This is a genomic window from Marivirga sericea, from assembly GCF_900177665.1.
Taxonomy (GTDB): domain Bacteria; phylum Bacteroidota; class Bacteroidia; order Cytophagales; family Cyclobacteriaceae; genus Marivirga; species Marivirga sericea.
This window is the reverse complement of record NZ_FXAW01000003.1, coordinates 124,478-151,229: the sequence shown is the minus strand read 5'-3', so window position 1 is coordinate 151,229 and position 26,752 is coordinate 124,478. Positions and strand designations below refer to the sequence as shown.

Sequence of the window (26,752 nt, the reverse complement as noted above, 5' to 3'; positions counted from 1 at the left end):
GGCTATAATTCCTTCAAAAACTCTAAAAAGCCAGCATTTTTTCCTTTTGGCCTCACAATCATTAACGGAATGTCACTATCTAATTGAATTAATCTTTCAGCAATGCTTCCTAAGAAGAAGGCAGTGGTAGCGGTGCGCCCTTTTGCCCCCACAATGATGGCGTTTGCTTTAATCTCATGGGCTTTATCAAGCATGTCAGTGGTTACATCTTCGTTGGTATCTTGCGAATAAACTGCCTTTAACTTAATATCTTTTGTGTCAATTTTACTGATGAATTTCTTATAGTTCTTCACCGCATTCTTCTTCATAACCTCTGTGAATTCCTCGAAAGTCTTGCCTGTGTAATGATAGCCAGTGGGTACAGTAAATACATTCTGAACCGTAATTTCAGTAGAATTTTCATTAAGCTGGGCAATATTGATCGCTTCTTCCAATGCCAATTTAGAATGCTCTGAAAAATCACTTGGCACCAATATTTTATCCATTTTTGGAGTTGTACCTTCCGGAATAATCAAAAGACTGCAAGCAGCTCTTCTTGCTAATCTTTGAGAGAGTGCACCACTTTCATTGGCTTTTTCCCTTCTACCTAATACTATTAAATCTATATCCTTCTCTTTAGTGAACTTTAAAATACTGTCGGCAATTTTTCCTGTCAGAACTTCAAAGTGAAACTTTCCTTTATGCTCGCCAGAAGTGAATTGATTAAACTTTTTTTCCATTTCACTCTTTCTTTCATTAATAGCATTTTCCACCATGTCAGGAAATTCCTTCAGTACATCTTTAGGCACATAGAGGTTTTTAATAACATTGACAAAATAGACATCTTCCACGGCTGATGCTTTTGACAAAAAGTCTGCAAACTCCACCATGGTTTTGTCTAAATCACTTAAATCTAATCCTATAATTACTTTTTTGATTGGATACATAAAGCTTAAATCTGAATTCGGTTACAAAGGTACAAACAGTAATCTCCAAACTAATTAAAAATGCAATAAAAATCATTAATCATCGATATTCTCTTCTTCTTCAAAACGGTGAATAGCATCTTCATCGTAGAGTTTTTGAAGTTTTCTTTTAAGTTTGAAATATCGGACTAATCCATAAATAATCATCAGAAAACTGAGGCCAAACGAAAGGTATCCTAACCACTGAATAGACTCAAAACTTTCCAATTGAATAAATCCTATTCCACCCAAGATTAAATAGAGACTCGTCCTGATATAGGCAAATAAAGTACGTTCATTTGCTAAAGTGGTTCTTTCCAATGCTAAAAAGTCTCTTAAGATAATCTTTTCCCTGTTTTTGTAGTCGGGTACTATCTTCGGGATCTTTAGTTTTTTCATAGCTTAAAAAATTGTTCTGAAATTAAATTTCTTGACTTATGTTATGGATATATCACTTATTATTTTACTTATTTTTATGAAAAATGTTCATTTTTAATAGTATTACTAAAAACAAAACAAATTCACGGCCATGTCTTTTTTCTTAAATGTAGTTTTTAAAACAATTTTATTTTTGTCATTCTTTTTTCTTACGCATAATTCTATTGCACAGTTTGGAGTAGGGAATATGCTGAAAAATAAGGCGGAAAAGTTAGTAAAGGATAAGCTAAAGGAAAAAACTGAGGAGAAACGCGACAGTTATGATACCCTTTCATTTAATTATGCAATTGCATTTTTAGATAAGACAGAGTCATTTGAAAACCAGCAAAAAGGAGAAGGCTTAATTAAGACAGCCGATTTCCTTTTAAGTGACGGTGAACCGCAGACAGAATTAGAGTCCGCTAGAGATATCTATGATTTCGGTCGTTTGAATTATAAGATGAGGAATCAATTTATGGCGGAAACTAATTTGAAATTGGCTAAACTGAAATATGAACAACTGTCAGCTCGCAATGAACCAAATTATTATAAAACGCTGGGGCTGCTGGGGCTCCTTTATAGTGATATGGGTCGGTATAGCAAAGCTGGTGAATATACAGAAAAAGCTTTAGATGGCTGGGAAAAGCTTCAAGGAAAAGAGAGCATTGGCTATTTAGCTGAGCTGAATAATTTCGCTGTGCTTCAGATTAATTTGGGGAATTTTATCGAGGCAGAGCGAATCATTATGCAGTTGGAGGAAAAACTTAGTGCTGAAAAAGATAATGAAATGCTCCCCTATGCTATTTACCTGAATAATGAAGCTATTCTGAATCAATATATGGGTAGGGCAGATAAAGCCTTGGGCTTGATGGATGACTGTACAGAAATAGCCAAAGAGAGTTTGACTGAGAAAAATAGTACATATCTCCAGTTTTTGACCAATAAAGCTATTCTGGAACAAGAGAATGGTAATTTGGAAAGGGCAGAAATGTTATTTCAAAATGTACTCGATTTGCAGGAGAGTAGAATGAAGCTCAATGCTAAAAATGATCCAGATTATGCTCATATGAAGTCCAATATTGCAGCCTTATATGCGGAAAAGGGAGAATACGATAAAGCAAAAGAAGCTTTATTGTTGTCTTTAGAAATATATAAGGAAGAATTCGGGGAAGAGCATTTAACTACAGCTGGTACTCAATCTGATTTAGGAAATCTCTACAGATTTTTGGGACAAAATGAGAAAGCAGAGCCTCTATTACAATCGGCACTTTACACTCGCGAAAGAAAATTATCCAAGACGCATCCAAAGGTGGTGAAAAGTCAAGAGGACCTGGCTTTGTGGTTTTGGTCGAATGGTCAGATGGAATCAGCAGCAAGTTATTTTACTAAAGTGATGAAAACTAGTCAGGAGTTCATTAAGGATTATTTTCCTGCACTTAGTGAAGCTGAGAAAACCAAATACTGGGAACAACTCAAACCAAGATTTTTTCGATTTTACAATTTTGCTTTAGAGAATTACAAAGAATATCCGCAATTATTGGATGATTTTATGCGGTATAGACTTTCAACTAAAGGTATTCTTTTAAGTGCCTCCACTGCCTTAAGAAATACCATATTTAGTCAGAATGATGAGGAGTTAACCGCCTTATATGAGCGGTGGTTAGATCAAAAGCAACAATTAGCGAACGCCTATGCTTTAAGTGATGAAGAGATTAATGAGCAATCGCTGAACGTTGATTCCTTAGAAAGTGCTACCAATCAAACTGAAAAAGAGTTATCAGTTAGATCAGAGGCATTTTCAAGTGCATATGAAGATAAAAATACGGACTATGAGACTATCCTTAAAGAATTGAAGAATGGAGAAGTGATGGTGGAAATCGTACAATATCCAATTTTTAATAAACAGTTAACTACCAAAAATGCCTATGCTTATGTGATTTTAAAAAAAGGTGTAGGAAAGCCCGAAATTGTCATAAACAAAGATGGCGATTTACTGGAGAACAGGTATTATGCCTACTACAACAATGTCATTAATCAGAAAATGAAGGATGAATATTCTTATGCACAGTTTTGGAAGAAATTAGAAAATAAAGTGCTTGGAGCTAGTCGAATTTATATTTCTCCGGACGGGATTTATAATCAGGTAAATATGAATACCATGCAACAGCCGAATGGAAAATACTTAATTGAAAATCATGACATTCGCTACATTGGTCATCCTAATGATATATTATTCAAGAAAACAGCTCAGCCATCTGGCAACCAGACAGCCTTTTTAATGGGTGATCCAAATTTTAATAGCAAAAGCATAGCGCAATTACCTGGGACACAAAAGGAAATTGAAAGTATTTCTGAATATCTTTCACCTAGTATGAAAATGCAAAAGTATTTGAATAATGATGCCACTGAATCCAATTTAAAGCAAGTAAAATCACCAAAGTATTTGCATTTGGCAAGCCACGGTTATTTTTTAGAAGATAAACAGGCAAATGATAATTTGTTTGGTGTGCAGTTACAGTATATCAGACAAAACCCATTATTGCGCTCTGGCTTATTGTTGACGGGTGCAGGAGCAGATCAAGCCTCGGGAAGCTCACAATCGTTTAATCAGAGTGATAATGGTTTTTTCTCAGCTTATGAAGCTATTAATCTAAACTTAAATAATACCGAAATGGTGGTGCTTTCTGCTTGCGAGACTGGAAAAGGAGATGTAAAAGCAGGAGAGGGTGTTTACGGTTTGCAAAGAGCATTTATTGTAGCAGGAGCCGAATCTCTGGTAATGAGTTTATGGAAAGTTGACGATACAGCAACTCAAAAACTCATGTCAGGATTTTACAGAGAGAATGTAAAAGGAAAAGCCATTCCAGATGCTTTTCGCTCAGCACAATTAGCAATGTTAAAGGAATATCAGCATCCTTACTATTGGGGAGCATTTATTATGTTTAGTAGATAGTTCTCACGGGACTTTTAAGAGCTATAATCTAAAAAAGGGCCTATCTCCAAAAATCACTGTAATTGTCAAATTGACTTGAATCTATTCTGGATTTAGATGCTGATTAATTTTCCATTTTAAGAATTCGTAATTCGCTTCTTCCATTTCGGACTTTCTACTATCAACCATATAACCCGATTTAATAGCTTCAACCTCTTGATGACTATTTAAGAATAGAGTGTGAGGAGCTCCCATTAATTTGGACTCTTTGAGAATCTTTTCAGATAAGAATAAAAGTGGGACAGGCAAGCGCATAAAATCTTTCTTATTCCGGGAAAGGATATAATAATCATTCTTGTTTTGAAGACTCCATTCTCTATTTTGTTTGTCCACTCTCATAATTACCAAGATGGAATCCTTTAAATAGGGTTGCTCGGAAATAATTCTTTCTAAATCGTCAAGTTCTTTCTTGCAATATCGGCAGTCTGCTGACCAATAAAACAATATTTTTTGAGGATATTCTCCGAAATTTTGCACTGGTTTACGATCTAGATTGGTACCTTTATATAGATAAGGTTGAAAATTCAAGCCGTCTGGTAATATTTCCTTCTTTTCTGAGGTGTAATACTCATCCCATTCAGTTAAGATTTCTTCTTTACTTTTACTTTGAGAAACAACCTGATTTAATGTTGTGGCTGCTAGTAATACTAATAGGTAAGTCCGTTTCATTTTTAGGTATAAGTTTAATAACTAAAGTAGAAATATTACTTTTCCGTAGAAAGCTTCAGCTTAAATTTTATTAAAAAAGGCTTGATTCTATTATTTTTGACATCTTTGTATTCATATTTTAGAATTTATTCATTCGATGCTGAAATTTTTTCAATTCATCTATACCATTTGGGCACTGCTAGTTTTTCATGTTTTCATGATTATACTTTTTCCTGTGTTTTTAATTCCACCCATGATCCATAAAAAAGGGATCCATTTGAGCTTTAAAGCGATCCGATTATGGTCATTACTTTTTAGTACTTTTAACCGTATCATCTACAAAATAAAAGGGACAGAGAACTTTAATAAAAGAGAAAACTATGTAGTGATTTCCAACCACACTTCCTTTTTAGATACCCCCGCTATTGCCCAAGCTATTGATGCTCCTTTTAAAGCATTAGCTAAAAAGGAACTTACTAAAATTCCCATATTCGGTTTTTTAATTAAGATGATAACTGAAGTCGTTGACAGGTCTAATCCTGAAAGTAGACAAAAAAGTAAAGATCGTTTGAATGAGGTTTTAAACAGTGAATCTTCTATATTGGTTTTTCCTGAAGGGACCATGAACCGAACTGACCAGCCCTTGCAGCGATTTTATGATGGAGCCTTTCGAATTGCTATCGATGCACAAGCAAGGATTTTACCGGTCGTTATAAAGGATGCAGCAGAATTAATGAAGCCAAGTAGCTTTCTAATGAAGCCAGGAAAGGTACATGTTCAAATTCTGCCTGCTATTTCAACGCAAGGCTTGACCCAGAAAAATCTACCAGAGTTAAAGGAAGAAGTGATGAGGAAAATGAAAGAAGAGTTGTTGAAGTGAGGGGGTATAGAAGGAGCTGCAGATTTATTTGAAAGTGCGTGATTTTAAAATTATAAAACCCAGCGGAAGAAAAGAGAAAGTATTTGCTGTTGAAATTTCAATATATTGATACAAAGCATGAATTCTATGCTAAGGCGAAGAAAATCCGAATAGCTTGTTTTTTTCAGGGTATGAATGATGCTGAGAAATTGATAAATGACAATTTTGAAGAGGATGGGTATCACCTAGTATGCATTGGAGAAAAAGGTATTGTTCTTGGTACTGGTAGATTAAATATAGAAAACTCTACGGGTATTATTTCTCAAATGGCTGTCCTAGCAAAATATCAAAAGTTGGGAATAGGTATGAGTATTTTAACTCAATTGTTAGAAAAATGTAGAGCGACCGAATTGGAAACAATTGAGTTAAATGCAAGAGAAACGGCAATATCTTTCTATGAAAAAATGCATTTTGAGGTAGTAGGGGATAAATATCCTTCTCATAAAACTGGAATTCTTCATCAAAAGATGGTGAAGAAATTGAAGTGAATACAGGGAAATCAAGTAGTATTTCAATTTTCCTTTGCCCAAAATTTAATGGCCGTGCTTTCCAGTATTTTTATTAGCGTTGCCACTATCAAGATAAAATTGTAATTTGCTATCAAACTTAACCACTCAATAATGAAAATTATATATAAAGCCTTTGCAGTATTCTTAGTTATTTTCATGCCTTTTAAGTCAATATCTCAATCAGATTGTAATCCCTATTTTCTTCTAAAAGAAGGCAGGAAATGGACTTCTGCTAATTACAATGCCAAAGATAAATATCAAGGCAAGCAAAGTTACGAGGTGACCTCCCTCACTGAGGATGCTGATAAGCTGATCGCTAGCGTTATGCTTATTTCTTATGACAAAAAGGATAAAGTTGTTATGGAGAAAGAAGTAGAGTTTGTTTGTAAAGATGGGATTGTCGAATTAGATATGAGTAAATACATACCTGAAGAAACTATGGAAAGTTTTAAGGAAATGGATATGCAGGTGGAATTTGATGCAGTGACCATCCCTGAAAACTTGGTGGTAGGAGAGTATTTGCAGGATGGAGGTATTGATATTACTATTAGTGGTCCTATGAAAATGAATATGTCAGTGAAAATTCAAGATAGGAAAGTAATGGCAAAGGAAAGTATTGAAGTGCCTGCAGGTTCATACGAAGCCTATAAGATTAATTCAATTATAAAATTTGACGCTATGGTCACTACTCGTGAGTCTAAGAATATAGAATGGGTAGCAAAGAACGTTGGTGTGGTGAGGAGTGAGCAATATGATAAGAAAGGTGATTTGAATAGCTACACAGTACTAACAGAGATTAATTGGTGATTGTAGCAATGCCACTGAGGTGACGGCACCTAATGTCTGTAATTGAATTGTTTTTATCATTATTTAAGTTAAACACAAAATGAGAATCAAATATATTTATGTAGTACTCGTAGTACTTTTTAGCAGTTTTTCCCTTCGAGCACAATATCCTGAAATCCTCAGTTTGCAAGATCAGGCGGAGTTAGAAGACCAAATCTTGAAAGAACGCTTTGAAACTGTACTGCCAACAATAATGGAGCGAACTGGAATCGATATGTGGCTTATTATCTCCAGCGAATATAATGAAGACCCTGTGATTAAGACGATGCTACCGTCTACTTGGATGGCAGCGCGAAGAACAACTATGCTTGTCATATATCAAGCTGAGAAGGGAGCCGAATTGCAAGCGCAGGCAGTGGCCAGATATGATGTAGGTGAAATTTTTAAACGAGCCTGGTCTCCTGAGACTCAAGCTGACCAATGGAAAAGATTGGCTGAAATAATTCAAGAAAAAAATCCTAAGAAAATAGCGGTGAATATGTCCAATGATTTTTCACATGCCGATGGCTTGGTTAAATCGGAATTTGATTTACTGATGGCTGCATTGCCAACAGCACAACAGAAAAAAGTCGTTTCCGCTGAGAAATTAGCAGTAGGCTGGTTGGAAACTCGGACGGAACGAGAAAAAGTGATTTATGAGCAGTTGTGTAGCATTGCCCATGATATAATTGCCAAAGGGTTTTCCTTGGAAGCGATAACACCAGGAGTGAGCACTACGGATGATTTAGTTTGGTGGTATCGACAGGAAATCAATAAGCTAGGATTGAAAACATGGTTTCATCCTACAGTAGATGTGCAAAGAGGAGATCCTGAAAATTTTGATCATTTGAGAAGTTTCAGTAAAAGGCCTGATCAGCAAATTATTCAGCCTGGAGATTTATTGCATGTTGATTTTGGAATTACCTATTTAAGATTAAATACGGACACACAGCAGCACGCCTATGTTTTAAAACCAGGTGAAAATAGAATCCCAACATATTTAGTGAAAGCCTTTGAAGAGGGTAAAAAAGTGCAAGATCATTTGACTGATCAATTCAAAACAGGTAGAACTGGAAATGAGATGTTGCTATCAGCCTTAGAAGAAGCCAAGGCAGGAGGTTTAAAACCTACTATATACACTCACCCTATTGGCTATCACGGTCATGCCGCTGGTCCGACTATTGGAATGTGGGATTCACAAGGTGGTGTGCCAGGAAGCGGAGATTATCCATTATATCCCAATACAGCTTATTCCATTGAGCTAAACGCAGCCGTATTTATCCAAGAATGGAATAAGGAAATCCGTATTATGCTGGAAGAAGAAGCATTTTTCGATGGTGAAGAAATCTATTATATTGACGGAAGGCAGGAAGAGATTTATGCAATTCCGAGGTAAAATCTATTATCAAGTCTTGGCTCAAGCATCTGGCTTGAGCTTTTTAGTTTTCTATAATAAAGTCTTAGCGTTCCTAAACTACCCTAATCCTTACCTTTTTTTTCTTCAATCGACTGTTATCTAAAGATTTCACTAGATTTTTAGCTTTTTCTGTATTCACAGCGACAAAAGCACAGTCCAATTTTAATTCGATGACTCCTATATCCTCTTTTTGCAGTTTCCCTTCCTTCATAAACAAACCAGCAATATCACCTTTGGAAATTTTATCTTTTCTTCCTCCTGAAATAAAGAGCGTTTGAAAATCAATTTTATTAGTCTTTGTGTCACCAATTTCCTGCAAAGAAGTATAGTCTTCACTAATAAAATTAGGCAGCCGTTCTTCAGCCCCTTCCAAAACATAAGCAACCCCAGATTGATGCATTCGGGCAGTCCTTCCATTTCTGTGAGTGAATTCTTCTTCTTTAATGGGTAAATGATAATGGACAATAAATTTGATTTCAGGGATATCAAGACCTCTGGCAGCTAAATCGGTGGCTAGTAGTAGGTGATAGCTGCCATTTCTGAACTTGATTAAAGCCCTTTCCCGGTCTTTTTGCTCTAAACCACCATAGAAACAGCCGTGCGGAATATTTAGACTACTTAAATGTTCGCTGACCCTTTCAATGCTGTCTTTAAAATTGCAAAAGACGATGCCTGGTTGGCCAACTAATTTCTGGACTAATTGCCCCAAAGTTTCAAGCTTGTCTTTATCAGGGGATTTAATAATTTTGACTGATAATTTATTAATTTTTTCATTTAAATAATTAAGATAAAAAGGATCACGCAATCCTAAAAATTCGGGTATTTTTTTAGGTTCAGTGGCGGAGGTCAAAATCTTTTTTCTCAGCTGAGGAAGCTCCCAAATGATAGCTTTCATTTCCCCTTCAAAGCCTATTTCTAGAGATTTATCAAATTCATCTAGCACTAAAGTTTGTATACTTTTGACAGCAAAACTTTCTCTACTGATATGATCAGCAATTCTACCAGGAGTCCCGATTAAGATGGCAGGGGGGTGCTGTAAATCGACTTTATCCTTGGCTCCAGCTCTTCCTCCATAAATGGCATTCGCTTTATATCCACTGCCCAATTCTCTAACTACTTGCTCTATTTGTAGTGCTAATTCACGAGAGGGGACGATTATTAAAACTTGAATTTCTTTGCATTCGGGGTCTAATGATTCAATGATGGGCAGTAGAAAAGCCAATGTTTTGCCACTCCCAGTAGGAGAGAGAAGGATAGTGTCTTCTGAAGTTTTCAGTACTTGCAAGGCCTCTTTTTGCATAGGATTTAATCCCTTAACGCCTAATTTTGCCAACATTTCGGCCTGAGATTTGACTTTTTGAACCATAATGCAAAGTTAAGGAAATTAAGTTTGAAATTGATCCTCCAATAGCATATTAGGAATTTCGCCAAATCCTGACAGATTTGCTATTTATTATGAACTCGTCAAAGCAGGATTAAATCTCAACGTAAAAGGGAATCATGATGAAAATTGAATAACTTTGTATTTCATTTTATAGCACACCCTTCTATGTCTTTTGCATCATTTAATTTGCCTATTGCACTTTCCAATACTTTAACAAAACAGAATATTAAAAGGCCGTTCCCCATTCAGCAAGCCGTTATACCGCCTGCACTGGAAGGGAAGGATGTTTTAGGGATTGCTCAGACGGGCTCTGGAAAAACTTTAGCCTACGTTTTACCCATTTTAACTAAACTAAATTTTTTCCCAGAAGGGCGAAATCGTTCTCCACAGGTTTTGGTCATGGTACCAACTCGAGAATTAGCACAACAAGTGCTGGAAGTCATTAAGCTTTTTGTAGATATTAATAGAAATCATAGTAAAACGGTTGCAGTATTTGGCGGGACATCGAAAAACCCGCAAATGCAGGCGATGACTACGGTGAAAATAGTCATTGCTACACCTGGACGACTCCTAGATTTGATAAAGGTAAATTCTTTAAAATTAAGTGATTTAAGGCTTTTGGTAATTGATGAAGCTGATAAATTGTTGAATATTGATTTTAAAAAGGACTTAGATGATATATTGAAACTTATTCCTTCTGCAGCGCAGAAACTATTATTCTCAGCTACTTTAAGTCCAGACGTTCAAAAATTAAAAAAACTTTATCTGAATAATCCAGCTATCATTGAATTAGAGCAGCATGAGGAAAAAGTAGAACTAATTAAACAATCGGCCTATGCAGTGGAGGAAGGTCAAAAAGGACCATTTCTTAGATATCTTATAAAATCGAGAGACTTAAAACAAGTGATGGTATTTACTTCTTCTATTGCAACTGCAGATAAAGTCGCAGATAAACTTCGAAAGAATGGAGTAGATGCACTAGCGGTTCACAGTAAAAAAAGTCAGCATGCCCGGAATGAATCCCTAAGAGACTTTAAAGAAGGGAAAATTAAAGTACTGGTGACCACGGATTTACTGTCGAGAGGTATAGATATTGAGTATTTACCTTTTGTAATTAATTATGAATTACCTCGATCACCTAAAGACTTTGTCCATAGAGTAGGTAGAACCGGGAGAGCAGAGCATGCCGGTGAAGCGATCTCATTGATTTCTGCAAATGAAGAACATCATTTTAAAGTAATTCAAAAGAAAGTGGGATTGGATGTGGATTTAGAAGTTATATCAGACGTTAATTTACATGGTTTCTGATGTTTGATCAGATACCGAATACCTAGTTGTTTTTGGAATTAATTATATATTCTATAATTTCCCTATCTTTAATATTATGAAAAATAACCAAAACGACATGGTCAGGGTTTATAGCGACACTGAAATTACTATTGAAATGATGAGAACTGAATTGGCTAAAATAGGAATCCCATCTCTAGTGAAAAATGAATTTCGTTCGGGTGTGATGGCCGGATTTGGGGCGTCTCCAAATTCAGTAGATTTGTATGTGAAAGCAGAGAATTTTGAAAAGGCGACTTCAGTAATTCAAGATCTAAATCAAGATGAGTGATGTTTCAGCTTAAAAAGCTTAACCTTTAATATAAGATGATTGAATAGAGATGTTTTAAATAATCAGCATTTTAGGGACCTACTAGTTAGTGTGATATTTGGGCTTTTATCTACATTAATGAGCTTAGTGAAATTTAATATTCCAGGTTTCACTGCCGCTATTAGTAGTTTAAATGAAATCCCCTTGCTGATTAGTGTATTTTACATTGTTAATCCTTTTTATCTGATTGTAACTGTAGTGATCTCTGCTTTAACTACCCCAGAGCAAGGTTCTATTTATTCTACTATTTTAATGCACGCTGGAGGATTGGCTTTTTTTGGTATTTATTATCATGTGATTTTAAGGAAAAATTCAGGACAATTAATCAAAAGTATATTGTTATGCGCATTGGGAATTACTATTTATTATGCTTTGTTTCTAATTCCTATATTTATAGTGACTAACCAGTTACTAGGATTGAATGATACAAATTTTATTCCTTTTTATAGGGAATTAAGTCAATCTCTGTATTTCGAATTTATTACATCTCTGTTAGTAGTCACTCTATTTCTTGTTCAGTTTAACTACAGCAGAAAACTTAGCGAATATTCAACTAATTTGGAAGAAATCGTTCGGGAACGTACAAGTGCATTAAGCAATGCTGTAGAAGAGCTAAACCATGCAAATGAAGAACTCAGCTCGCTAAATGACGGTCTCGATTTAATGGTTAAAAACAGAACAGAAGAGTTAGAAGAAAGAAATTTTCAGTTGACAGAATATGCATTTATTAACTCTCATTTGCTGCGTGCTCCTTTAGCCAGAGTTTTAGGCTTAACTGATTTGATAAGAATGGAAACCACAGATCCTAAAACTGAGGAATTAATGGATAAATTATTCAATTCATGTGAAGAATTGGATGAAATAATAAGACTAATGAGTGCGCAATTATCTGATGGGAGTATTCTTAGTCCCGATCAAAAAGAAGATCTGAAAAATAAGATTAATGAGATCATTGCTCAAAGAGATAATCTCAATTTGCAATAACAGATTTAATTCCCGTGAGTATGGAAATTTTGATTATTGGTAGTAGGATCTCTCAATATCTCCAAAAATCTAGCTTATCCCTTGTTGACTATTGTAGACGAGGCCTGAGCAGTTGGGAAAATTAATACATCAGCTAAATTCACATGAGCAGGCCGGGTAGCCATAAATAAAATCAGATCTGCTATATCTTCTGCTTTGAGAGCGTCAAATCCTTCATATACTGTTTTGGAACGATCTTCATCTCCTTTAAATCGAACGAGAGAAAATTCTGTTTCCACCAAACCTGGAGCTACTTGAGAAACCTTGATACCATGTTTGTTTAAATCCATTCGCATGGAGCTATTCAACGCATCTACAGCATGTTTTGAAGCACAGTAAACGTTTCCATTAGGATACGCTTCTTTCCCTGCTACGGAACCTATATTGATAATGTGTCCTGCCTTACTTGCAATCATTTTATTAATTATAGGCTGCGATACATAAAGCAAACCTTTTACGTTAATGTCAATCATTGCTTCCCAATCCTCCATGCTACCATTTTCGATTGAAGATAATCCGTGTGCATTTCCTGCATTATTTATCAGAAGATCAATCTTTGACCAGTCCTCTGACAGGCTATCGATTGCACTTAAAACTGCTTTTTGATCGCGAACGTCAAAATTAAGCGTATGAATATCTGTATATTTTTCTAGTTCGGATTTTAGTTCTTCTAATCTTTCTTGCCTCCTGCCAGTAGCAATTATTCTAAAACCGTTTTTTCCTAATAGGTGAGCAGTAGCTCGACCTATACCTGATGTGGCGCCTGTTATAAATGCAGTTCTTTTCATAGTTTTCTAATTTTTTATCCTATTCTCTCATGGAATTCATGGAAGGACGAAGAAAGAATTGTTAATTGAGAATTTGAATATAATAAGACTGACCATAGTTGAAAAATAATGGTTGTGAAATATGAAGGTTATCGAGTTAATATTTTGCAGAAACGGTAAAATTGAACAGCATTAGAAGTTTGCCATTTCTTATAAGGTTCAGCAATTTCTACCTTTTTCCTAAGAGAAAGCGTTCTTTTCCTTGCATATCTTTTTTGATTTCTACATCTCTAAACCCTTTTTCTTCCATTAAGAATTTAATCTCTTTTCCGAACTGCTCATTGATTTCGAAATACAGTTCGCCATCTTCTAGCAAATTTTCAAATGCTAATTGAGCGATCCTTTCGTAAAATACCAATGCATTATGATCAGGAACAAATAGTGCAGACGAGGGCTCATGCTCAAAAACTTTTGCCTTCATTTCAGCTTTTTCTTTCTCCATTACATAAGGAGGATTGCTAACCCAAATATTTGCTTTAGGCAATTCCAAGGTCTCCTCTAAAATGTCTAGCTGTATAAAATTAACATTGGCATGATTAAGCATTGCATTTCTCTTCGCGGTGGCTAAAGCTGCAGAGCTAATATCCACTCCATATACTTCACAATGTTTTCTTTCTTTTGCAATTGTGATGGGAATAATGCCGCTACCCGTGCCTATATCAATAATTAATTCCTCACTCAAATCAGGATTGTTTTCCAAAATTAAATGTACCAACTCCTCTGTTTCTCTTCTGGGAATCAAAACATTAGGATTTACTAAAAACTGCCTTCCATAAAATTCAACCTTTCCTAAAATATGCTGAATTGGCTTTCCGTTCTTGAGTTGGTCAAGAATAGAATTCAAATACTCCTGCGTTTGACCACTTACTTCCAATTCCTTTTCCACAAGCACGTCCATTCTTGAGATTTGAAATAGGTCTTCTACTATTAAAAAAGCAATTGCTTCTGCCTCGGCTTCTTCTTCAAATTGGCCTATTGTGATTTTTATGTTTTCAAATAAATGTTTACTGTTCATTTTAAAATGCTTTCCTCAAAGTTCATGAATTTTTATTTAGTTTTGCTCATGATGAGCAAACAAGATGATCAATTCATGCAACGGGCGCTTCAATTGGCGAGTTATGGCAAAGCAACTACTAGCCCTAATCCTATGGTGGGTTGTGTCATTGTTTTGGATGGTGAAATAATCGGAGAGGGCTGGCATCAAAAAGCTGGCGAACCACATGCTGAGGTTTTAGCAATTCGTTCTATTAAGAATCAAGAATTATTGAAGTCCGCAACTGCATATGTCACCTTAGAACCTTGCGCTCATTATGGTAGAACGCCTCCTTGTGCTGAGTTATTGGTGGAAAAGCAGCTAAAGAAGGTTGTGATTGGTGCTGTAGATCCTAATCCCCTGGTAGCGGGGAAAGGAATTCATATCCTAGAAAAAGCAGGAATTGAAGTCAAAAAAGGTGTTTTGGAGCAAGACTGCCTGGAAATAAATCAAGCATTCTTTACTTTCATACAGAAAAAGCGACCTTTTATAGTTTTAAAGTGGGCGGAAACGGCTGATGGGTTTGTGGCCAGAGAGAATTTTGATTCTAAATGGATCAGTAATCCGCTATCTAGGCAAATGGTACACAAGTGGCGGACAGAGCTAGATGCTATTTTAGTGGGGAAAAATACTGCAAAATATGATGATCCTCAATTGAACGCTCGCGATTGGTATGGGAAAAGCCCTGTTCGTTTGCTGATTGATCATCAGTTGATTTTAAGCGAAAAGCATAAAATGTTTGACGGAAAGCAAAAGACTATTCTTTTCCATACTAGAGCTGAAAAAAATCATTTTAAGGAAGTTGAATCAGTTGAGCTAAGTCAAAAGAATTTCTTAAATGAGATGATTGATCAACTTTATGGACAAAAAATTCAATCCATACTAGTGGAAGGAGGAGCTCGGACTATACAATCTTTCATTGATGCAGGACTCTGGGATGAAGCTCGAATTTTTAAAGCTCCAGTTAATTTTCAGAAAGGAATTCAGTCCCCTCAACTAAAAAATCATAGACTCGTTTCCCAAGAAAAAATTCAAGATAAAGAACAAACGGATGTTTTATCTGTCTTTCATAATATTGCTCAATAATTTTTTAATCCAGTATTTAATCTAAAAAATATGTCAGAATCATTATTAATTGATGTAAACGCAACTAAAGAAGAGAAATACAAAGCATTGCTCCCACAAATTAAGGCTTTGGTGCACGGAGAAGAAGATGTAGTAGCTAATTTATCTAACATCACCGCTGCACTCAAAGAAGCATTTGGCTATTTCTGGATTGGTTTCTATATCGCAAAGAATGGAGAATTGGTTTTGGGACCATTTCAAGGGCCAATTGCCTGTACTCGTATCCAAAAAGGTAAAGGTGTTTGTGGTTCCGTTTGGGCTGAGGGTAAGACTATTATTGTGCCAGATGTTGAGGCTTTCCCAGGGCATATTGCTTGTAGTTCAGCCTCTAAATCAGAAATCGTAGTGCCGGGATTTAAAAACAACGAAGTGGCCATGGTTTTGGATATAGACAGCGATGAACTTAATACTTTTGATGAAATAGACCAGAAGTATTTAGAAGATCTAATGAAAACAGTTTCTGAATTTTTATAAACGTTTAGTAATGAATACTGATAAAGCATCCATAGGACATTTTTTTCAGGAATTGCAAGCTGATATTTGCGATCAAATTTCGGCAACTGACGGAAAAGGTAAATTTGAAATTGACGAATGGAGACACGCTAAAGGCGGAGGAGGGAAATCCCGTTTGTTGCAAAATGGAATTGTTTTGGAAAAAGCAGGTGTAAACTTTTCAGCTGTTGAAGGGCCTGCTCCTGATGGCTTATTAAAAACGCTGGAAATTGATAACACTCGCTCAGACGACCTGAATTTTTTTGCCACAGGAGTTTCCATTGTGATGCACCCATCCAGCCCGATAGTACCCATTATCCACATGAATGTTCGCTATTTTGAATTAAGTAATGGCACTTATTGGTTCGGTGGAGGAATAGATCTGACACCACATATAGTTGATAAAGAACAAGCGCAATATTTTCATCAACAGATTAAAAATGTTTGCGACAGTCACGATATCGAATATTACCCCAAATTTAAAAAATGGGCAGATGATTATTTTTATTTACCCCATAGAAATGAAACCCGTGGGGTAGGAGGGATATTCTTCGATCGTCTTTCAGATGATGACCAGCATACTAAAGAAGAGATATTTTCTTTCGTAAAGGATGTGGGTAATCTTTTTGCCCCTGTTTACAGCCATTTGATGGAAATCAATAGAGACAAAAGCTTTTCCGAACAACATAAAAAGTGGCAGTATCTAAGAAGAGGACGGTATGTGGAGTTTAATTTGGTCTGGGATAGAGGAACGAAGTTTGGATTACAAACTAATGGCAGAACCGAATCTATATTAATGAGCATGCCACCCCAAGCCAATTGGGCCTATGATTATCAGGCAGAAAAGGATTTTGAAAAGGAAACTGTGGCTTTATTAAAGAAAGAGGTAGATTGGCTGTCTCTAAAATCAAGATGAAAAGATTAATTAATAAGCAGTGCTTACTGATCTTCATAGCGTTAGCAAAGAAAATTGATAGGAATTCTACTATTTATTCATATCATTTAAAAGAATTCTCTACCTTTAATTAAAATATCTATTGATTTATTGCTATTTTGCTTAACGTTTTAAATATAAAACAAGCTTGTTATGAGTGTTTTTCAAAAATTAAGTAGTGTATTCCTTATTATATCCTTTGTGTTCTTAGTTGGAAGCTGTAAAGAAGAAGGTCCGTCCTCCGATGGATCAAGTAATGATTTAGCTAGTTTGCCAGAAGACACTGGTGGAGACCATATTGCAGAAGTATTAGGTTCCACAGCGGCTGCTTATGGCTATTATATCTATTTGCCAGGAGGGTATGAAGATGCTAATGCTAACTATCCGATAATGATATTCCTTCATGGGAAATCTGAAAGAGGAGATGGATCCTCTAATCCTGAAGTATTAGATAGAGTTCTGAAAAATGGGCCTCCGAAAATGATAGAAAATCAATTGTGGATTACTGAACATCCGATGATTGTTGTTTCACCTCAATACCATGGAAGTACGGGTAACGCAAATAATTGGGGGGCTGGTGATGAAAATAATCTTAAGGGTTTTATTGAATACTTGATCGATAACTACAAAATAAACGAGAAAAGAATTTATTTAACAGGTATGAGTCACGGTGGAAATGGTGTTTATGATTACATCACTAATGTGCCTGATTCTGTTAGTTATTTAGCCGCTGCAGCTCCAGTAGCAGCCTATGGAGCTGGGAGAGGTTTTGAAAAGGCGCAAAATACTCCTGTTTGGGTTTTTGTGGGCGAGAATGATGCTACTAACATGAAGACATCCAAAAATTTTGTGGAGAAATATAATGAGCAAAATCCATCACCGACCCATGCAGCGAAGATAACTATTTTTGAAGATGCAGGCCATAACGTTTGGACAAGAACGTATAGCGGTGACGGAATGGGCTCAGCTGATCCAGATTATTCTCCCTTCGATATGAGCTTATATGATTGGATGTTTCAATTTGAAAGAGAAGATTAAGCAGTTCATTCCGCAATAAAGGGAGTTGTACACTATTATTATAACTTACTTTTGCCAGGAGCAGGAGTCAATTGTTTGGATTTTTATTATTTCTAGTCTTCTAGTGATTGATTGTAAATGTGATCGATATAATTCACTAAATATTTGAAATTATATCAGTTTAGCCTTCAATAATTGCTTTCTAGAATACGGATTTATTAGTAGTTTTGCTTCATGCTTCAGTCCTTAATAGAACTAGATCAACAATTCTTCTTATGGCTTAATGGCCTCCATAGCGATTGGTTGGACCCGATTATGTTAGCGATAACCGGTAGGAATATCTGGATTCCCTTATATGCAGTAATTTTGTTTTTAGTCATCAGGAAGTTAAAGTGGCAAAGCTGGTCAATGATTCTCGCTTTTACCTTATTAATTACTTTAGCTGATCAAGCTGCATCAGGTTTTTTCAAGCCTTTTTTTGAAAGATTTCGGCCATGCCACGAACCAGCCATTCAGGATATGGTGCATTTAGTAAAGCACTGTGGAGGACAATATGGTTTCGCTTCCAGTCATGCCTCCAATACTTTTGCCTTAGCTTTTTTCTTGTTTTTTATCTACAGAAATTTTTATGCCCGATGTATGATAGTCTGGGCCATGTTAGTCTCTTATTCTAGGATATATGTAGGTGTTCATTATCCTGGAGATATCATAATGGGAGCAATTTTAGGATTACTAGCTGCTATAATTACCTACCACTTATACAAAAGAATTTTCCCTAATCACTTAGAGAAAATTCATAGTATTGTATAGCGTTTCTTTGTAAGAGGCGCCAATAGGAATAGATTTAACTTTAATGTGGACTGTTAAATCTTCTATATAATCTATCTTTTCAATATTTACAATGAAAGATCGATGCACTCGTACGAAGCGATGAACAGGGAGTTTTTTCTCCACTCCTTTCATGGTGTGATGTACTATGTACTTTTTTGCTTCGGTATTGATTACAACATAGTCCGCTAAAGCTTCTACAAAGAGTATGTCTTGGAGTCTCAAATGAACAATTTTACCATCACTTTTAATAAAAATATGTTCAATGATGTTCTTCTTTTTGCGAAAAGCCTCTATATTTTTTTGAGCCTTTGTGATGGCTTGAGCAAACCTTTCGTATTCAAAGGGTTTAACTAAATAATCAGTAACTTTTTGTTCAAAAGCGTCAACAGCATAGCTATCATTAGCTGTCACTAAAATCACTTCATATCCATTATTTAAACGTTGTGTCAACTCAATACCTGTCATTTCGGGCATTTGCACATCCAAGAAGATAATATCAACCTCATGTTCCTCTAATAAATCAAGTGCGTTGGCAGCACTTTCTGCCTCTGTAACTAACTTGAGCCCATTAGTTTCCTTGATTTGTTTAGAAATATATTGTCTGAAAATTGGATCGTCATCCACTATCATGCAATTCAATTCTGAAGCCATAGTGTAGTTGGTTAGTTAGTTTTATTTATTAGTTTGTGTACATATTTCCCAATTATATCGAATTCTAAGTTCACTTCATCGTTTTTTTTCATTTTTTTGAAGTTTGTGTGATCGAAAGTATAAGGAATTATAGCCACGCTAAATTTTTCATCTGATACATCAAAGCAAGTGAGGCTGACACCATTAATGCAAATAGAACCTTTCTCAACCAAGACATTAGTAGAGCTGTTATAAGAAAAAGTAAAAATCCAGCTTCCTCCTTCATCTTTTATGTCAAGACATTTACCTGTTTCATCTACATGCCCTTGCACAATATGACCGTCCAATCGTCCATTCATAATCATGCACCTTTCCAGGTTAACAGGGTCACCTTCTTGTAAACTGCCTATGGCTGATTTTTGTAAAGTTTCATTTACTGCAACAACAGTATGGGCATTTGGGAGCAATTCTGTTACTGTAAGGCAAACGCCATTATGAGAAATACTTTGATCTATTTTCAATTCATGAGAAATATTGCTTTCGATCGTGATTTTTCGATTGCTACCTTCTTTTTCTATCGATTTGATACCTCCTAATGATTCTATAATTCCTGTAAACATAATGTAATATTAGTAAATGTAAGTGGTTTGAAGAACAGCTTTAATTTTAAATGGTTTAAATAAGGTTTAAAATAATTAATTCATTTTATTTCTTTTAATCAAGAATTCAGCAAGTACTTTCTGAATATTATCATTGATATTAATTTTAGTTAGATCCACTTTGTATTGATGACATTTTAGAGCTATCTGTTTATAATAATCGTCAACCTTCTTATGGTATGTTTCTTTAATTTGGGAAGGATTTAATTTCATTTTTTGTCCACTTTCCAAATCCTCAATTAGATAAGGCCTGTCTTCAAGCTCAAAGTCAAGCTCCGTCAAAGGTTCATTCACTTGAAAAAAAAGCACTTCATGCTTACGGTGCTTTATGTGTTGAATGGCTTTAAAAAACTCTTCCAATTGCTCTGGTCTGGTCATTAAATCACTGAATATAATGACCAAAGAACGCTTATGGATTTTTTCAGCTACAATATGCAAGCTTCTGCTTAGTTCAGTGCTTTTTTGTTGTTGGTTTTGTTTTAAGATTTTTTGTAAATGAACAAAAATATTTTGGAGGTGTGCTCTAGTTGATTTTGCCTCTGTAAAAACATCAATTTGATCGGAAAAGGAGATCAATCCAACAGCATCTCTTTGTCTTTGTAACAAATACGCTAAAGTAGAAGCGGCTAATACACTAAATCTGATTTTTCCATTGTTTTGAGAAGGATAATACATAGAAGAACTATTATCTAACAAAATGTAAGCTCTTAAATTGGTTTCCTCATCATATCTCTTGGTGTATAGTCTATCTGTTTTAGCATAAACTTTCCAGTCGATATGACGAGTGCTTTCACCGCTATTATATAAACGATGCTCGGCAAATTCGACTGAGAAACCATGAAAAGGAGATTTATGCATACCAGTAATAAATCCTTCTACTAGTTGCTTGGCTAATAAGTCTAATGAAGGAATTTCAGGAAGGTTTTCTAATGATATGTCCATAAATATTATATACTATTTTATTTAATGTTATGTTTTGGCAATTTAATAAGGTCAATTTGCAAAAGTGTTAGGGTTTATACTATATTTAAGCCAAATAATAAAAAGACAACATTTAGAAGAAGTAGTGAAAGAGTTTATGGAAAGAGAACAGGAAGAATTATTTTCAAAGAGAGTAAGAGCAGGAAAACGAACTTATTTTTTTGATGTAAGAACAACGAAAGCTAACGATTATTATTTAACTATCACTGAAAGCAAAAGAAAGCCCAAGGATGATGGATTTACTTTTGAAAAGCATAAAATATTCTTGTACAAAGAAGATTTTAATAAATTTGTGAGTGCTTTGAATGAAAGTGTTGATCACATCAAAACAGATTTAATGCCAGAATTTGACTTCACTCAATTCGATAGAGATGAAGATGATGAAATGAGTTGGGATTAAAATCATTTGTGAGTAACTACTTATTTACCGCATTTTATTGGTTATTGATACTATTAAAGCATTTTTAAGTAAATAAGAAAAAAATGCAATGCGATAAAGCTTCTCTTTTTAGAAGCTTTATCATATCTTTTTAAAAAACTATTTATTTTTTGTCAATTGCGAGGATATATTAATTCTATATCGGAAATTTGAAATCTAATAAACGATTTTTAATTTCTGAAATCTGAATTAATGTACAAATCCGTCATCAGACCATTATTATTTCAGTTATCTGCTGAAAGAGCGCATCATTTTACCTTTTCACTCACAAGATTTATCTTTAATATTCCAGGTGTTAAAGCCATTAATCGAAGTTTATTTCAAGTAAAGTCTCCAAAGCTTGAGAGAGAATTGTTCGGTTTGAAATTCCCTAATCCAGTAGGTTTAGCTGCAGGCTTCGATAAAGATGCAAAGCTAATTGATGAGTTGGCTTCGTTAGGTTTTGGCTTTATAGAAATTGGAACTATTACACCCAAAGCCCAGCTTGGAAACCCTCAACCTAGATTATTTCGATTGCAAGATGATACCGGAATCATCAATAGAATGGGATTCAATAACCAAGGTATTGATGAAGCTATCAAAAGATTACGATCGAGAAAAAGTAAAATCATTATTGGGGGTAATATCGGAAAAAATAAAGTTACACCCAATGAAGAAGCATTTAACGATTATGAAAAGTGTTTTCAAAAACTCTATCCCTATGTTGATTATTTTGTAGTAAACGTGAGCTCCCCAAATACCCCTGGTTTACGCGAATTGCAGGAAAAGGAACCCTTGATGCAATTGCTAAACCATTTAATGAAACTCAATGAAGAGCAAACAAAGGTAAAACCTATTCTACTGAAAATAGCTCCTGATTTATCAAATGACCAACTAGATGATATTATTCAAATTGTCCATGAAACGAAGATAGATGGTGTAATTGCTACCAATACCACCATAAGTCGCGATGGTTTGAAAACTTCTAAAGCGGTAGTGGATGAAATAGGAAATGGTGGATTGAGTGGAATGCCTTTAAATAAAAGAGCAACGGACGTAATCCGGTACTTAAGCAAGAAATCAAACAAAGCTTTTCCTATCATTGGAGTTGGCGGTATAATGACAGCAAAAGATGCTCTTGAAAAATTGGAAGCTGGAGCAAGTCTAGTACAGCTGTATACGGGGTTTATTTATGAAGGTCCAGCATTAATAAGAAATATCAATAATACAATCCTGAAAAAGCACAATGCTTAAAATTAGCAATTGCTAATTGCACATTAGAAATAAATTCAGCATTTTACATGTTAAAAACTTCAGACATGGAACAAAGTGTTGTAACAGCCATATTTCTCCCTTTAGCTCTGGGTATTATTATGTTAGGGATGGGGATGACCCTAACGGTCAGTGATTTCAAAAAGGTCGCAGTCTACCCTAAAGCGGCTATTATCGGATTGGTTAGCCAGCTTATCCTTTTGCCTTTGATAGGCTTTGGGCTTGCATCTTTGTTTTTCACCATTCCGGAATTAGCAGTTGGTTTGATTTTAATTGCACTGTGTCCAGGAGGGGCAACTTCTAATTTGATTTCTCATTTGGCAAAGGCTGATTTAGCGCTCTCTATAAGTTTAACAGCTATTAGCAGCATTATTACTAATTTCACTATTCCCATTTTGCTTAATATAGCTCTAGCGTATTATATGACGGGAGAAAAGGCGATTACACTTCCGTTTTTCAAGACCTTCATTCAAATATTTTTAGTGACTATTTTTCCAGTGGTAATTGGAATGATCATCAAAAGAAAACGTCCAAATTTTGCCTTGAGATCTGAGAAAGCTATGAATATTATCTCTACGGTCTTTTTTGTCTTGATCTTATCAGCCGCAATTTTAAAAGAAAGAGAAAATATTATTCCTTATTTCGAGCAAGCAGGAGTGGCGGCAATTATCTTAAATTTGTCTGCCTTATTGCTGGGCTTTACTTTAGGTAAGCTATTTGGTTTGAATAAGAGGCAAAGAAGCTCAATTGCAATAGAAACTGGTATCCAAAATGGTACATTAGCTATTGCATTAGCACTAAGTCCCGCAATCTTAAATAATACACAGATGGCAGTACCTGCAGCAATTTACAGTTTATTGATGTTTGTGACCGCTGCTGTAGTTATTTTGGTTTCCAAAAAACAAAATTCGAATGAGGCTTTAAAAGAACTATCTTTATCGTAAAATAAAATTATCAAATTATGACTAAAAAATTATGGATTATTGCAGCTTTAATGCTGACATCACTTTGGACTGTAGCACAGGATGAAGCTGAATTAGTAAAATATACGATCAAAAAAAATACAATAAAAGGTCATATTTATTTCTTGGCTTCGGATGAATTAGCAGGAAGGGAGACAGGTACTCCTGGAATTGATGTGGCCGCCAAATATATTTCTACTACTTTTCAACGCTATGGGGTAGCACCAGTTGAGGGAGCCACTGAGGGATATTTTCAAGAAGTACCCTTGGTCAAAAATGTTGCGCCAAACGCTTATGCACTTAAAATTGGCGAAGATGTAGTGAAGGCTGAGAACCTATTGAGAGTGGAGGGCTCAGGTGTTGATTTAGAATCCGATTATATTTTCCTTAATTATGGATCGGAAGAAGATTTCAATAAAAAGAATATTGAGGGAAAAATTGCAGTAGTCATAGCGGGACAAAAAGATAATCAAGATTATAGATTTATATACCAAGCCAGTGGTAAAAAATCAAGCTTAGCAAAGGAGGCGGGAGCAATAGGGATAATTGAATTACATACTGAAAATCCTGATAATTGGAAGACCTTTAAGAGTTTTATGGGAAGAGGGTCCTCTATAGGTTTCGCTTCTGAAGATAAGCAAAGTGTTTTTTTTAAACTTTGGGTGAAGGATGATCAAAAGCAATGGTTAGATAAAATTAATACAAAAAGACAGCCTGGATTAGCAGTTACAATCGGGCAAGCTATGCAATTACCAATGCCCTCTAAAAATGTTGTTGGTATGGTAGAAGGAACAGATCCTGAGCTGAAGGATGAATTTATTATTTACTCGGCACACTACGATCACTTAGGAATAGGAAAGCCAAATGCAGAAGGAGACTCGATCTATAATGGTGCGCGTGATAATGCAGTGGGTGTCGTTACAGTGATGAGCGCTGCAGAGAGTATTGCTAAAAATCCGACTAAACGCTCTGCACTATTTATATTGTTTACTGCTGAAGAAAAAGGCTTACTAGGAAGTTCTTACTATGTGGAAAATCCATTGCTTCCATTAGATCAAATGGTTTATTGTTTTAATAGCGATAATGGCGGCTATAACGACACTAGTTTAACAACAATCATTGGGTTAGAAAGAACAACTGCAGGAAAACATATCAAAGAAGCATCTAAGGAATTTGGTCTAAAGGCAATTGATGATCCTGCTGGCGAGCAAGGATTATTTGATCGAAGTGATAATGTCAATTTTGCTAAGAAGGGTATTCCAGCGCCAACTTTCAGTTTGGGGTTCACTGCCTTCGATGCTGAAATCGGAAAGTATTATCATCAACAAGCTGACAATCCTGAAAGCATTGATTACGATTATATGGAACAATTCTTTAGAGCTTTTGTACTGTCTGCTCGCTTAATTGCCAACGATGACGAAACGCCTTTCTGGACGGAAGGCGATAAATATTACGAGGCGGGGGAGTCACTTTATTCCGACAAATAAGTAAAGTAGGCTCTTGAAATTCTCTTTTGGGAGCCTATTTCACTCTAATTTCAAAAATCCACTTTTTCTGATCTATGAAATTATTGTCACCTATACTACTAGATAATACGATCTCCACAGTTTCTATGCCTTTGAAACCTTCTTTAGCCTGATATTGATATTCAGTCCAGTTCATTTCACTGATCAGATAGTTTTCTGCTTGTTTTTTAATTTCCCAACCACCTTCTACCGGGAAAGAGTCACCAAAACTGTAGGTGTATAACTCGGTGCCGTCAAGATTGACTTTTATGACTTCTGCTTCCAAATCGCTTTCCATATCTTTTTTACAGCTTATAAAGCATAAGCAAAGAAAAACAGCTAAAAGTTTAATTTTCATGGCATTATTCTTTTGTGAAAGACTCTAAAACAAATGAATAGGTTGGAAGATTGCTACTGATCGAGATAATTGTAACTCCTGTTACAAACAAAGCTTTGCTAAAAACCGTATCTTTGTAAAAATCTAAAGGTTAATTTATAATAGAACAATATGAATCATAAAAACATAACAGCAGAGGAGTTTGATAAGCTTTCAAAAGAGGCAAATACTGAAATAATCGATGTGCGTTCTCCTGAAGAAGAAGTCGAGGGATTTATTGAAGGTGCTAAAGTGATCAATATTATGGGGCCAACTTTTGCTGAAGATATCAAAGCGCTAGATAAAGATAAAACTTATTTAGTGTATTGCAGAAGTGGTAACAGAAGTAGTACAGCTTGTGGTTTTATGGCAAGCAACGGATTCGATAAGTTGTACAATTTAGATGGCGGAATTCAAGCTTGGAATCAGTACAAAAAATAAGATGCGCAAAATGGAAATATTGGAAGTGAAGAATGTAAAATGCGGAGGTTGTGTTGATGCTATTAAAAATGGATTGGCTGATCTTGAAGGCGTAGAAGTGAGAGATATTGATATATCAACGGGAAAGCTTGAGCTTGATAGTGATGGCAAAACTTCATTAGCTGAAGTAAAAGAGAAATTGGGTAACTTGGGTTACCCCGTAAAATCATAATAATGGCAAGTTTTGGAGATTTAATTAAAAGTGAAACACCTGTTTTGGTTGATTTCTATGCCGACTGGTGTGGGCCTTGTAAGATGATGGCACCCTATTTGGAAGAAGTGGCGGAAAAAATGAAAGGCAAAGTAAGAGTGATTAAAGTGGATGTTGATAAGAACCAAGCAGCATCTTCAAAATACCGTGTGCAAAGCATACCAACATTAATTTTATTTCAAAAAGGTGAAATTAAATGGAGACAAGCAGGAGTAGTAGATCCTAACACAATTATGTCCCACATTAATCAGTTGAGCAAGTAAC

30 protein-coding genes are annotated in these 26,752 nt (G+C 35.5%); 20 read left to right on the top strand and 10 right to left on the bottom strand.

Going from position 1 to position 26,752, the window contains the following annotated elements; all coding sequences use genetic code 11:
• Positions 1–2: 2 nt before the first annotated feature.
• Positions 3–926, bottom strand: a complete 924-nt coding sequence (locus B9Y84_RS08335; RefSeq protein WP_085516632.1) for a universal stress protein — start codon at positions 924–926, stop codon at positions 3–5.
• 75 nt (positions 927–1,001) lie between these two features.
• Positions 1,002–1,343, bottom strand: coding sequence for a DUF202 domain-containing protein (locus B9Y84_RS08330; RefSeq protein ID WP_176223753.1), 342 nt, complete (start codon positions 1,341–1,343; stop codon positions 1,002–1,004).
• A gap of 172 nt (positions 1,344–1,515) precedes the next feature.
• On the opposite strand from B9Y84_RS08330, the gene B9Y84_RS08325 reads away from it, so the two are divergent.
• Positions 1,516–4,314, top strand: coding sequence for a CHAT domain-containing protein (locus B9Y84_RS08325; RefSeq protein WP_176223752.1), 2,799 nt, complete (start codon positions 1,516–1,518; stop codon positions 4,312–4,314).
• Positions 4,315–4,395: 81 nt separating this feature from the next.
• Here B9Y84_RS08325 and B9Y84_RS08320 read toward each other — a convergent pair whose 3' ends face one another.
• Positions 4,396–5,022 (bottom strand): hypothetical protein, encoded by a 627-nt coding sequence (locus B9Y84_RS08320; RefSeq protein ID WP_085516630.1) that lies wholly within the window; start codon positions 5,020–5,022, stop codon positions 4,396–4,398.
• A 136-nt stretch (positions 5,023–5,158) separates the two neighbouring features.
• Here B9Y84_RS08320 and B9Y84_RS08315 point away from each other — a divergent pair, with 136 nt between their 5' ends.
• From B9Y84_RS08315 to B9Y84_RS08300, 4 genes are all read left to right on the top strand, one after another.
• A complete protein-coding gene (locus B9Y84_RS08315; RefSeq protein WP_085516629.1) occupies positions 5,159–5,881 on the top strand; it encodes a lysophospholipid acyltransferase family protein in 723 nt (240 codons plus the stop codon).
• Positions 5,882–5,970: 89 nt separating this feature from the next.
• Positions 5,971–6,408 (top strand): GNAT family N-acetyltransferase, encoded by a 438-nt coding sequence (locus tag B9Y84_RS08310; protein WP_085516628.1) that lies wholly within the window; start codon positions 5,971–5,973, stop codon positions 6,406–6,408.
• A gap of 132 nt (positions 6,409–6,540) precedes the next feature.
• Positions 6,541–7,236 (top strand): TapB family protein, encoded by a 696-nt coding sequence (locus B9Y84_RS08305; RefSeq protein WP_139827988.1) that lies wholly within the window; start codon positions 6,541–6,543, stop codon positions 7,234–7,236.
• 79 nt (positions 7,237–7,315) lie between these two features.
• A complete protein-coding gene (locus B9Y84_RS08300) occupies positions 7,316–8,650 on the top strand; it encodes a M24 family metallopeptidase (protein WP_085516626.1) in 1,335 nt (444 codons plus the stop codon).
• A 73-nt stretch (positions 8,651–8,723) separates the two neighbouring features.
• On the opposite strand, the gene B9Y84_RS08295 is transcribed toward B9Y84_RS08300, so the two are convergent.
• Complete coding sequence (locus B9Y84_RS08295) at positions 8,724–10,037, bottom strand: DEAD/DEAH box helicase (RefSeq protein ID WP_085516625.1); 1,314 nt, start codon at positions 10,035–10,037, stop codon at positions 8,724–8,726.
• A gap of 183 nt (positions 10,038–10,220) precedes the next feature.
• On the opposite strand from B9Y84_RS08295, the gene B9Y84_RS08290 reads away from it, so the two are divergent.
• From B9Y84_RS08290 to B9Y84_RS08280, 3 genes are all read left to right on the top strand, one after another.
• Positions 10,221–11,363: a DEAD/DEAH box helicase gene (locus tag B9Y84_RS08290; RefSeq protein WP_085516624.1), complete on the top strand. Its 1,143-nt coding sequence runs from the start codon at positions 10,221–10,223 to the stop codon at positions 11,361–11,363.
• 76 nt (positions 11,364–11,439) lie between these two features.
• Positions 11,440–11,673 (top strand): putative signal transducing protein, encoded by a 234-nt coding sequence (locus B9Y84_RS08285; protein WP_085516623.1) that lies wholly within the window; start codon positions 11,440–11,442, stop codon positions 11,671–11,673.
• 117 nt (positions 11,674–11,790) lie between these two features.
• Positions 11,791–12,696, top strand: coding sequence for a phytochrome family protein (locus tag B9Y84_RS08280; protein WP_085516622.1), 906 nt, complete (start codon positions 11,791–11,793; stop codon positions 12,694–12,696).
• Between the two features lie 74 nt (positions 12,697–12,770).
• Here B9Y84_RS08280 and B9Y84_RS08275 read toward each other — a convergent pair whose 3' ends face one another.
• Both B9Y84_RS08275 and prmC read right to left on the bottom strand, forming a co-directional pair.
• Positions 12,771–13,523, bottom strand: coding sequence for an SDR family NAD(P)-dependent oxidoreductase (locus B9Y84_RS08275; protein ID WP_085516621.1), 753 nt, complete (start codon positions 13,521–13,523; stop codon positions 12,771–12,773).
• A 208-nt stretch (positions 13,524–13,731) separates the two neighbouring features.
• Positions 13,732–14,577, bottom strand: a complete 846-nt coding sequence (gene prmC, locus B9Y84_RS08270; protein ID WP_085516620.1) for a peptide chain release factor N(5)-glutamine methyltransferase — start codon at positions 14,575–14,577, stop codon at positions 13,732–13,734.
• Positions 14,578–14,601: 24 nt separating this feature from the next.
• Here prmC and ribD point away from each other — a divergent pair, with 24 nt between their 5' ends.
• The 5 genes from ribD (at position 14,602) to B9Y84_RS08245 (ending at position 18,973) form a co-directional block, all read left to right on the top strand.
• On the top strand, positions 14,602–15,681 hold the full coding sequence (gene ribD / locus B9Y84_RS08265; RefSeq protein ID WP_085516928.1) for a bifunctional diaminohydroxyphosphoribosylaminopyrimidine deaminase/5-amino-6-(5-phosphoribosylamino)uracil reductase RibD: 1,080 nt from the start codon (positions 14,602–14,604) through the stop codon (positions 15,679–15,681).
• A gap of 30 nt (positions 15,682–15,711) precedes the next feature.
• A complete protein-coding gene (locus B9Y84_RS08260; RefSeq protein ID WP_085516619.1) occupies positions 15,712–16,194 on the top strand; it encodes a GAF domain-containing protein in 483 nt (160 codons plus the stop codon).
• A 10-nt stretch (positions 16,195–16,204) separates the two neighbouring features.
• Positions 16,205–17,128: an oxygen-dependent coproporphyrinogen oxidase gene (gene hemF / locus B9Y84_RS08255; protein ID WP_085516618.1), complete on the top strand. Its 924-nt coding sequence runs from the start codon at positions 16,205–16,207 to the stop codon at positions 17,126–17,128.
• Between the two features lie 171 nt (positions 17,129–17,299).
• Positions 17,300–18,184 (top strand): carboxylesterase family protein, encoded by an 885-nt coding sequence (locus B9Y84_RS08250; RefSeq protein WP_085516617.1) that lies wholly within the window; start codon positions 17,300–17,302, stop codon positions 18,182–18,184.
• Between the two features lie 213 nt (positions 18,185–18,397).
• A complete protein-coding gene (locus B9Y84_RS08245; RefSeq protein ID WP_085516616.1) occupies positions 18,398–18,973 on the top strand; it encodes a phosphatase PAP2 family protein in 576 nt (191 codons plus the stop codon).
• On the opposite strand, the gene B9Y84_RS08240 is transcribed toward B9Y84_RS08245, so the two are convergent.
• The 3 genes from B9Y84_RS08240 to B9Y84_RS08230 form a co-directional block, all read right to left on the bottom strand.
• Positions 18,947–19,645 carry a LytR/AlgR family response regulator transcription factor gene (locus tag B9Y84_RS08240; RefSeq protein WP_085516615.1) on the bottom strand — a complete coding sequence of 233 codons (699 nt, stop codon included), beginning with the start codon at positions 19,643–19,645 and terminating at the stop codon, positions 18,947–18,949. The two genes, B9Y84_RS08245 and B9Y84_RS08240, sit on opposite strands and share 27 nt — an antisense overlap.
• 11 nt (positions 19,646–19,656) lie before the next feature.
• The gene (locus B9Y84_RS08235; RefSeq protein WP_085516614.1) at positions 19,657–20,244 is read right to left on the bottom strand and encodes a riboflavin synthase; all 588 of its coding nucleotides are present in this window, start codon (positions 20,242–20,244) and stop codon (positions 19,657–19,659) included.
• A 75-nt stretch (positions 20,245–20,319) separates the two neighbouring features.
• Positions 20,320–21,225, bottom strand: a complete 906-nt coding sequence (locus tag B9Y84_RS08230; RefSeq protein ID WP_085516613.1) for a DUF58 domain-containing protein — start codon at positions 21,223–21,225, stop codon at positions 20,320–20,322.
• A gap of 136 nt (positions 21,226–21,361) precedes the next feature.
• On the opposite strand from B9Y84_RS08230, the gene B9Y84_RS08225 reads away from it, so the two are divergent.
• The 4 genes from B9Y84_RS08225 to B9Y84_RS08210 all read left to right on the top strand — a co-directional run bounded on the left by B9Y84_RS08225 (position 21,362) and on the right by B9Y84_RS08210 (position 25,403).
• Positions 21,362–21,664: a DUF3276 family protein gene (locus B9Y84_RS08225; protein ID WP_139828000.1), complete on the top strand. Its 303-nt coding sequence runs from the start codon at positions 21,362–21,364 to the stop codon at positions 21,662–21,664.
• A gap of 231 nt (positions 21,665–21,895) precedes the next feature.
• Positions 21,896–22,936, top strand: coding sequence for a quinone-dependent dihydroorotate dehydrogenase (locus B9Y84_RS08220; RefSeq protein WP_085516612.1), 1,041 nt, complete (start codon positions 21,896–21,898; stop codon positions 22,934–22,936).
• 47 nt (positions 22,937–22,983) lie between these two features.
• Positions 22,984–23,898, top strand: a complete 915-nt coding sequence (locus B9Y84_RS08215) for a bile acid:sodium symporter family protein (RefSeq protein ID WP_245830840.1) — start codon at positions 22,984–22,986, stop codon at positions 23,896–23,898.
• Positions 23,899–23,915: 17 nt separating this feature from the next.
• Positions 23,916–25,403 carry a M28 family peptidase gene (locus B9Y84_RS08210; RefSeq protein WP_085516611.1) on the top strand — a complete coding sequence of 496 codons (1,488 nt, stop codon included), beginning with the start codon at positions 23,916–23,918 and terminating at the stop codon, positions 25,401–25,403.
• Positions 25,404–25,437: 34 nt separating this feature from the next.
• Here the strand turns inward: B9Y84_RS08210 and B9Y84_RS08205 are convergent, their stop codons facing one another.
• Positions 25,438–25,779 (bottom strand): hypothetical protein, encoded by a 342-nt coding sequence (locus B9Y84_RS08205; RefSeq protein ID WP_139827987.1) that lies wholly within the window; start codon positions 25,777–25,779, stop codon positions 25,438–25,440.
• A gap of 150 nt (positions 25,780–25,929) precedes the next feature.
• Between B9Y84_RS08205 and B9Y84_RS08200 the strand changes: the two genes are divergently transcribed.
• Genes B9Y84_RS08200 through trxA form a run of 3 tightly spaced genes read left to right on the top strand, consistent with a single transcriptional unit; the run spans position 25,930 to position 26,751 of the window.
• Entirely contained in the window at positions 25,930–26,238 is a 309-nt protein-coding gene (locus tag B9Y84_RS08200) for a rhodanese-like domain-containing protein (RefSeq protein ID WP_085516609.1), read from the top strand.
• Between the two features lie 10 nt (positions 26,239–26,248).
• Positions 26,249–26,449 (top strand): heavy-metal-associated domain-containing protein, encoded by a 201-nt coding sequence (locus tag B9Y84_RS08195; RefSeq protein ID WP_176223751.1) that lies wholly within the window; start codon positions 26,249–26,251, stop codon positions 26,447–26,449.
• A 2-nt stretch (positions 26,450–26,451) separates the two neighbouring features.
• The gene (gene trxA, locus B9Y84_RS08190) at positions 26,452–26,751 is read left to right on the top strand and encodes a thioredoxin (RefSeq protein ID WP_085516607.1); all 300 of its coding nucleotides are present in this window, start codon (positions 26,452–26,454) and stop codon (positions 26,749–26,751) included.
• The last annotated feature ends 1 nt before the right edge of the window (position 26,752 follow it).

Coding starts and splice junctions, on each gene's coding strand:
- B9Y84_RS08335 (WP_085516632.1), bottom strand. CDS start 926: ATGTATCCAATCAAAAAAGTAATTATAGGATTAGATTTAAGTGATTTA.
- B9Y84_RS08330 (WP_176223753.1), bottom strand. CDS start 1,343: ATGAAAAAACTAAAGATCCCGAAGATAGTACCCGACTACAAAAACAGG.
- B9Y84_RS08320 (WP_085516630.1), bottom strand. CDS start 5,022: ATGAAACGGACTTACCTATTAGTATTACTAGCAGCCACAACATTAAAT.
- B9Y84_RS08315 (WP_085516629.1), top strand. CDS start 5,159: ATGCTGAAATTTTTTCAATTCATCTATACCATTTGGGCACTGCTAGTT.
- B9Y84_RS08305 (WP_139827988.1), top strand. CDS start 6,541: ATGAAAATTATATATAAAGCCTTTGCAGTATTCTTAGTTATTTTCATG.
- B9Y84_RS08300 (WP_085516626.1), top strand. CDS start 7,316: ATGAGAATCAAATATATTTATGTAGTACTCGTAGTACTTTTTAGCAGT.
- B9Y84_RS08295 (WP_085516625.1), bottom strand. CDS start 10,037: ATGGTTCAAAAAGTCAAATCTCAGGCCGAAATGTTGGCAAAATTAGGC.
- B9Y84_RS08290 (WP_085516624.1), top strand. CDS start 10,221: ATGTCTTTTGCATCATTTAATTTGCCTATTGCACTTTCCAATACTTTA.
- B9Y84_RS08285 (WP_085516623.1), top strand. CDS start 11,440: ATGAAAAATAACCAAAACGACATGGTCAGGGTTTATAGCGACACTGAA.
- B9Y84_RS08280 (WP_085516622.1), top strand. CDS start 11,791: ATGAGCTTAGTGAAATTTAATATTCCAGGTTTCACTGCCGCTATTAGT.
- B9Y84_RS08275 (WP_085516621.1), bottom strand. CDS start 13,523: ATGAAAAGAACTGCATTTATAACAGGCGCCACATCAGGTATAGGTCGA.
- prmC (WP_085516620.1), bottom strand. CDS start 14,577: ATGAACAGTAAACATTTATTTGAAAACATAAAAATCACAATAGGCCAA.
- ribD (WP_085516928.1), top strand. CDS start 14,602: ATGAATTTTTATTTAGTTTTGCTCATGATGAGCAAACAAGATGATCAA.
- B9Y84_RS08260 (WP_085516619.1), top strand. CDS start 15,712: ATGTCAGAATCATTATTAATTGATGTAAACGCAACTAAAGAAGAGAAA.
- hemF (WP_085516618.1), top strand. CDS start 16,205: ATGAATACTGATAAAGCATCCATAGGACATTTTTTTCAGGAATTGCAA.
- B9Y84_RS08250 (WP_085516617.1), top strand. CDS start 17,300: ATGAGTGTTTTTCAAAAATTAAGTAGTGTATTCCTTATTATATCCTTT.
- B9Y84_RS08245 (WP_085516616.1), top strand. CDS start 18,398: ATGCTTCAGTCCTTAATAGAACTAGATCAACAATTCTTCTTATGGCTT.
- B9Y84_RS08240 (WP_085516615.1), bottom strand. CDS start 19,645: ATGGCTTCAGAATTGAATTGCATGATAGTGGATGACGATCCAATTTTC.
- B9Y84_RS08235 (WP_085516614.1), bottom strand. CDS start 20,244: ATGTTTACAGGAATTATAGAATCATTAGGAGGTATCAAATCGATAGAA.
- B9Y84_RS08230 (WP_085516613.1), bottom strand. CDS start 21,225: ATGGACATATCATTAGAAAACCTTCCTGAAATTCCTTCATTAGACTTA.
- B9Y84_RS08225 (WP_139828000.1), top strand. CDS start 21,362: ATGGAAAGAGAACAGGAAGAATTATTTTCAAAGAGAGTAAGAGCAGGA.
- B9Y84_RS08220 (WP_085516612.1), top strand. CDS start 21,896: ATGTACAAATCCGTCATCAGACCATTATTATTTCAGTTATCTGCTGAA.
- B9Y84_RS08215 (WP_245830840.1), top strand. CDS start 22,984: ATGTTAAAAACTTCAGACATGGAACAAAGTGTTGTAACAGCCATATTT.
- B9Y84_RS08210 (WP_085516611.1), top strand. CDS start 23,916: ATGACTAAAAAATTATGGATTATTGCAGCTTTAATGCTGACATCACTT.
- B9Y84_RS08205 (WP_139827987.1), bottom strand. CDS start 25,779: ATGAAAATTAAACTTTTAGCTGTTTTTCTTTGCTTATGCTTTATAAGC.
- B9Y84_RS08200 (WP_085516609.1), top strand. CDS start 25,930: ATGAATCATAAAAACATAACAGCAGAGGAGTTTGATAAGCTTTCAAAA.
- B9Y84_RS08195 (WP_176223751.1), top strand. CDS start 26,249: ATGGAAATATTGGAAGTGAAGAATGTAAAATGCGGAGGTTGTGTTGAT.
- trxA (WP_085516607.1), top strand. CDS start 26,452: ATGGCAAGTTTTGGAGATTTAATTAAAAGTGAAACACCTGTTTTGGTT.